General features: G+C 60.3%; 6 protein-coding genes. 2 read left to right on the forward strand and 4 right to left on the reverse strand.

The window, feature by feature from the left end; translation table 11 throughout:
- Positions 1-123: 123 nt before the first annotated feature.
- Together RCJ92_RS06300 and RCJ92_RS06305 are read left to right on the forward strand one after the other, a co-directional pair.
- Positions 124-744 (forward strand): phosphorylase family protein, encoded by a 621-nt coding sequence (locus RCJ92_RS06300; protein ID WP_446754058.1) that lies wholly within the window; start codon positions 124-126, stop codon positions 742-744.
- Positions 745-846: 102 nt separating this feature from the next.
- Positions 847-1,017 (forward strand): DUF4236 domain-containing protein, encoded by a 171-nt coding sequence (locus tag RCJ92_RS06305; protein WP_138925907.1) that lies wholly within the window; start codon positions 847-849, stop codon positions 1,015-1,017.
- A gap of 46 nt (positions 1,018-1,063) precedes the next feature.
- On the opposite strand, the gene RCJ92_RS06310 is transcribed toward RCJ92_RS06305, so the two are convergent.
- The 4 genes from RCJ92_RS06310 to RCJ92_RS06325 form a co-directional block, all read right to left on the reverse strand.
- On the reverse strand, positions 1,064-1,369 hold the full coding sequence (locus RCJ92_RS06310) for a hypothetical protein (RefSeq protein WP_446754059.1): 306 nt from the start codon (positions 1,367-1,369) through the stop codon (positions 1,064-1,066).
- A 168-nt stretch (positions 1,370-1,537) separates the two neighbouring features.
- The gene (locus RCJ92_RS06315; protein ID WP_346923109.1) at positions 1,538-3,763 is read right to left on the reverse strand and encodes a polyribonucleotide nucleotidyltransferase; all 2,226 of its coding nucleotides are present in this window, start codon (positions 3,761-3,763) and stop codon (positions 1,538-1,540) included.
- A gap of 359 nt (positions 3,764-4,122) precedes the next feature.
- Positions 4,123-5,514 carry an exodeoxyribonuclease VII large subunit gene (locus tag RCJ92_RS06320; protein ID WP_446754060.1) on the reverse strand — a complete coding sequence of 464 codons (1,392 nt, stop codon included), beginning with the start codon at positions 5,512-5,514 and terminating at the stop codon, positions 4,123-4,125.
- 262 nt (positions 5,515-5,776) lie between these two features.
- Positions 5,777-6,245: glycerate kinase (locus RCJ92_RS06325; RefSeq protein WP_446754061.1), on the reverse strand; the 469-nt coding region annotated here is incomplete at its 5' end.

Consider the following 6,245-nt stretch of genomic DNA (forward strand, 5'->3'; position numbering starts at 1 on the left):
TGCGACAGTTGAGCCTATGCTACTTGGCCTACGCCGATAAACGCCCAGTTGAACCGAGGATTCGTGGATATCGGAATACTGCGTCAGTTCTGACTGTTTTTAGTCGGCGCTAAAATGGATTGGATGCTCTGCGGCGCACGCCCGGAGACCACAGACGAAGGGAAATCCATGCCGGACCAGAAGTCCTTGTACGTGTTCGCCCATCCTGGAGAAGCTACCGCATTCAGCGATGTCGAACATCTGGTCACTGGCATCGGGAAAATCAACGCGGCAACAGCGCTGGCCGGGGCACTCGCCCAGGGCGATTTCCAACGAGTCGTCGTGCTCGGGACCGCTGGGGTTGTCGCGGACGGTGCGGATCGCCCCGACATGGACACTGTCTACCAGGTGACCAGGGTGCTGCAGCACGATTTTCCCTTGGAAACTGAACCGCTTGCCCCCAGGGGTGAACTCATCGTTCCCGAACACCAACTGACCATGGCCACCGGCGATGTCTTCGTCAGTGATGATCATCAGCGCTCTCGCATCGCCGGGTTGGGTGCCGCCCTGGTGGACATGGAAGGCTACGCCTACGCCAGCATCTGCCAACGCTTCAATGTACCGCTGCAGATCTTCAAGGTGCCTTCAGACTTCGCGGACAGCAGTACCACCATCGAAGACTGGTTGGCTGTGGTGGCCCGTAAGAGCGCACAACTGCGTACGTTCTGGGAACAGCACCTGAACGATGGCGCTTTGGTCGGTTAGCTTCCCGCCCAAAGTTGAATTTGCAGCTCAGCCCTCGCCTCTTTGCCACCAGCGACGTACGCTGATGGTGTCGGTATACATCGATTTAAGGCGGGGATTGCTGTGGGCTTTGTCTTTCGCAAACGTAAGAAGCTCGGTAAGGGTCTGACGTTGAACGTGTACAAGTCCGGACCATCTGTTTCCAAGAAGGCCGGCCCGTTTACCCTGTCTTCCCGCGGCAATCTCAGTATTCGCCTCGGCAAGGGCCTGGGATTCCGCAAGAAGATCTTCTAGGACCCTCTGTCTGCACGGGACGAGGCGTGGGTGAGCGGCCCGAGGGTTATTCGACTGCTGCCGGTGGCTGGTGCGTGCGTCCATCAGTTGCATGGCTGGCTTCGAACCGTTCCATTTCCAAAATGAACGCGGCTACGTTCGCGGTTGAAGACTTTTTGGTATAGCCGGTGATCATCAGCAGCAGTCCAATGGGAATTAGCCCCAGCAGCACCGGGGAGCCGGAGGTTACCAACAACAGGATGCCCAGCACCGTGCCCAAACCCGAGACGACCAGACCTGTACGCTCTAGGCCATCTCCGCTGGTGAGCACGAACTCCGTGGACGGAATCGATGGCATTTTTTTGTTTGTCATCAGATGATCGTAGCCCGTCTCGGAGCTACGCGCCCTTCCCTGGCTTTCCTCCCGACGCGGGCACTGCTGCTCAATCTCCTTGTTATCCTTCGGCTCAGCGCCACCATTAAACGCCAGGCCCTGGCCCGCAAGTAGCGGGCCAGGGCCTGGCGTAATGAAGTGGGAAGCTTACTCGGCCGAAGCCAGTGCCTCTTCCTCCACGACCGGGGCGAGCGAGAGCTTGCCGCGGTCATCAATCTTGGTGATCTCAACCTGGATCTTCTGACCCACCGAGACAACGTCCTCAACATCTTCGACGCGCTTGCCGTCGTTGATCTTGCGCAGCTCGGAGATGTGCAGCAGACCGTCCTTGCCCGGGGTCAGCGAAACGAACGCACCGAAGGTGGTCAGCTTCACGACGGTGCCCAGGTAGCGTTCGCCCACCTCGGGAACCTGCGGGTTGGCGATCGCGTTGATCGCCGAACGGGCAGCCTCGGCGGCGGTGCCGTCGGTGGCGCCGATCAGCACGGTGCCGTCGTCCTCGATGGAGATGTCCGCGCCGGTGTCTTCCTGGATCTGGTTGATCATCTTGCCCTTGGGGCCGATGACCTCGCCGATCTTGTCAACCGGGATCTTCACCGAGATGATGCGCGGCGCGTTGACGCTGAGCTCATCCGGGGTGTCGATGGCCTGGTTGAGCACGTTCAGGATGTGCAGGCGCGCTTCGCGGGCCTGGGTCAGTGCGGCGCCCAGCACGGAGGCCGGCAGGCCGTCCAGCTTGGTGTCCAGCTGGATCGCGGTGATGAACTCGGAAGTACCGGCCACCTTGAAGTCCATGTCACCCATGGCGTCTTCGGCGCCCAGGATGTCGGTCAGGGCGGCGTAGCGGGTTTCCCCGTCCACGGTGTCCGAGACCAGGCCCATGGCGATACCGGCCACCGGTGCCTTCAGCGGCACACCGGCGTTCAGCAGCGACAGGGTCGAGGCGCAGACCGAACCCATCGAGGTCGAGCCGTTGGAGCCCAGCGCCTCGGAGACCTGGCGGATCGCGTACGGGAACTCCTCGCGCGACGGCAGCACCGGCACGAGCGCACGCTCGGCCAGGGCACCGTGGCCGATTTCGCGGCGCTTGGGCGAACCGACGCGGCCGGTTTCACCGGTCGAGTACGGCGGGAAGTTGTAGTTGTGCATGTAGCGCTTGGAGGTGACCGGGCTCAGCGAGTCGATCTGCTGCTCCATCTTCAGCATGTTCAAGGTGGTCACGCCCATGATCTGGGTTTCGCCGCGCTCGAAGATGGCCGAACCGTGAACACGCGGCAGCACCTCGACCTCGGCCGAGAGCTGACGGATGTCGGCCAGACCGCGCCCGTCCATGCGCACCTGGTCGGTCAGGATGCGCTGGCGCACCACCTGCTTGGTGACGGCGCCAAAGGCCTTGGAGATTTCCCCGGCACGATCGGCGAATTCTGCGCCTTCGCCCGACAGTTCGGCGACGATCTCTTCCTTGTAGGCCGATGCCGCGTTGTCGCGGTCCTGCTTGCCGGCAATCTGGTAGATCTCGGTCAGCTTGGAAGTGGCCTTGGCCTCGACGGCTGCGAACACGTCTTCCTCGTAGTCGCGGAAGATCGGGAACTCAACGGTTTCCTTGGCGGCGCGGGAGGCCAGGTCGGCCTGGGCCTCGCACAGCACCTTGATGAACGGCTTGGCAGCCTCCAGACCCTCGGCGACGACCTCTTCGGTCGGGGCCTGGGCACCGCGCTCGTTGATCAGTTCCCAGGCGTGGTCGGTGGCTTCGGCCTCGACCATCATGATGGCGACATCGTCACCGGCGATACGGCCGGCAACCACCATGTTGAACACGGCGTTCTTCAGCTCGGAGTGGCGCGGGAAGGCAACCCACTGCGGGCCGTTGCCGTCGTCAACCAGGGCCACGCGTACGCCACCGATCGGGCCGGAGAACGGCAGACCGGAGAGCTGGGTGGACATGGAGGAGGCGTTGATGGCGACCACGTCGTAGAGCTCATCCGGGTGGATGGCCATGACGGTGACGACTACCTGGACCTCGTTGCGCAGGCCCTTGACGAAGGCCGGACGCAGCGGGCGGTCCATCAGGCGGCAGGCCAGGATGGCCTCGGTCGAGGGACGGCCTTCACGACGGAAGAAGCTGCCCGGGATGCGGCCGGCAGCGTACATGCGCTCCTCGACGTCCACGGTCAGCGGGAAGAAGTCGAAGCCCTCACGCGGGTGCTTGCCGGCAGTGGTGGCCGAAAGCAGTGCGGTTTCTTCGTCAATGTAGACCATTGCCGAACCAGCGGCCTGCTTGGCCAGGCGGCCGGTCTCGAAGCGGATGGTGCGCTGTCCGAAGCGGCCATTGTCAATGACTGCCTCGGCAAATTGGATTTCTGGACCCTCCATTAAGGGGGTGCTCCTTTCGGTCGCTCCCAATGCTTGGGACATGGCGAACCGTGTAGCCCTACCCAGATCTGGTCTTCGATCGAGACTCGCGCTTCGGTGCGTTCCAAAGCGAAAGCCACTACCGAGGACCGCGATCTAGAAGCGGTCGGGACCTACGGTGTCGCAGTCTTGGGAGATATTTTTCATCATGGGTTCCGGTACAACCTGGAGACCCACATATAAGCGTACCGGGAATTGCAAAAAGTCGCAGTCACCCACAACACTTACTGTGCGGCGCGCCGTGAAGGAGTACTTCGATTCATTTACCGTTTCGACCCAAATTCAAGCGATTCACCGCTCTGTCCGATGGCCATCGATAGCTATCGGTTGCGCAGTGCTCGACGAATATGTCTTGGTGCCGTTGCCCTTGATAGCAGTCGAATGGCTCGGTCTCTACCCTGCGCTGTGTGCATTTGCGCTTGATGGATTCGAAGCCATTTCGCGGCTCTCGCTCCTCCGCTGAACGTAAACATTGCCCAGCCGGCGGGAGCAGCACTCAACCACATAACTTCCATGGTCGTCAGTGGGCTTCCTAGAACTGCTGCGGATGCCAAAAGTACTGTCCACAAGGTCCACCATAGTCCGTTCTTTACAGCCTTGAGCCGCACAGTATCTAATGCGGAGTCCTGTGTCTTGCTAAACACCTGCGTTGAAAAAATATCGAGGGCATCATGCGAGCGTTGGAGTTGCAAGCTTAACTCTTGCTCCCGGGCCGTGATTCGCTCCAGCATGCCGTCTTTTTCGGCCAGTGAGTTTTTGTCAATTCTGTTCAGTTCTTCCAGCCGCCTCACCGTTTTCGTGAGACGCTCGTTGTCGCTGACGAGGTCCGGGTAAGAAGGACGATCCTTGCGGGCCTGTCGAAAGTTGAAGCTCCGTATTTCCTTACCCGCTGTACTCGGCGTGTCGAAACTGACGGCGGCAGCTAATGCAGCAAGTGGAACATGCTGACTGTGACCAATTGCGGTAGCAACCGGAATTTTACTTTTAGCGATCGCGTCGATCATTTGCGCATCATCAAAGATTAGGAAATCTGAATCAAAGCCGCCACCCCGGAGAATCACGATCATGTCAGCCGCTTCTGAGCTGGTTCGGTTGTTTTCCGAACTGATGGCCTTTGCTATTCGGTCTATTGCATGATCCCCCTGTACTCCGGTGACCTCCTGCACTATTTCTATGCGTGTGTCTGCTGCCACACCTACTGCATTTCTAAAATCGTCTAACACCTGCGAGTGGTAACCGCACAGTAGCCGTATCCGCAAAACCTCTTGATTAATCCCGCTGAGAGAAATCTTAGTGTTGGGTTTGGCCGGTAGGTTAAAGTGCCGTGAAACTGATTCCCGATAGCGGGCGATAGGCCCCTTGGCTGAGATTTTCCGTACCGGAATTCGATTTGTCTCTTGCGATTCGTTCGAGCCCACTATCCACTCAGGGATCCGTTGCGAAGGATCGTACTCTGGTCGCGCGTTGACCTGTAGTACAGATCCCTCTGCCGTTCCGGCTGGCAGTAAAGAAGAGTGGGCTTTCAGCCGGATATCCGTCTTCTCGTCCCTTAGGGTGAGATAGCTAGTGGAGCCATAGGTACTTACTTTGCCAACAACTTCGCCGGTGAATTCCGCACGGCCAACGCTCGATACAGCCTGCGCAACTTTTCGTCGCTGCTCCTGGAGTGATGATGTTTGGCGATCCTGATACTGCCATCGAGTTGAATCCATGACAGCACCCTAGTCGACGGCCCCGACAGACAAGGGTGCACATGTATACGAGGGCCCCTTTTGAACGCCTATTTGCGGTAGCCGACCTCCGGTCTGGGGCCAAAAAATCCGAGACCGGAGATCCTGCTAATTCTTTGCTTCCAGCCGACACAGCAGGCAGTTATCTGTTCCTTTCGACTGCTACACGGCTTTCAAGGGTCGACCTGATTTCTGAGCGAGGAAGCGTTTCCTTCAGGAACGGTTCCTCGCGTCAGCTAGCAAGTTACCAGGCGTCGCGCGCACTTAGCCGGGCCGCGGCCATGGAGGCGCCAAGGATGATGGTGCGCATGAAGCGTTCGGCCGCTTCAACCAGCAGGCGCTCCCCGTCGTCAACGGCTTCGCGCAGCGTCATGGGAATCGGCACGATCGAGGCGATGGCATCAATGCCGATATCGTGTACGTCGCGGCAGCCGCGGCCCAGGGTGCCGGCCAGCGCCACCACCGGCACGCCGTGCAGGGCCGCGCGCCGGGCCACCTCGGCCGGCACCTTGCCGCGCGGGGTCTGGAAGTCGATCGCCCCTTCTGCGGTGATCACCAGGTCCGCCCCGCGCAGCAGCCCGTCCAGGTCGATTCCCGCCAGCCCGGAGTCCAGCAAGGCCTCAAAGCGCGGCAGCAGGCTGGCCCCAACGGCGGCCAGGCCGGCCCCCAGTCCCCCGGAGGCCCCGGTGCCCGGGGCGGTGGCGAAATCGGTG

Source organism: Glutamicibacter sp. BSL13, assembly GCF_052928425.1.

Excerpts from the sequence above, each read along its gene's own strand:
- RCJ92_RS06300 (WP_446754058.1), top strand. The coding sequence starts at position 124 with ATGCTCTGCGGCGCACGCCCGGAGACCACAGACGAAGGGAAATCCATG.
- RCJ92_RS06310 (WP_446754059.1), bottom strand. The coding sequence starts at position 1,369 with ATGACAAACAAAAAAATGCCATCGATTCCGTCCACGGAGTTCGTGCTC.
- RCJ92_RS06315 (WP_346923109.1), bottom strand. The coding sequence starts at position 3,763 with ATGGAGGGTCCAGAAATCCAATTTGCCGAGGCAGTCATTGACAATGGC.
- RCJ92_RS06320 (WP_446754060.1), bottom strand. The coding sequence starts at position 5,514 with ATGGATTCAACTCGATGGCAGTATCAGGATCGCCAAACATCATCACTC.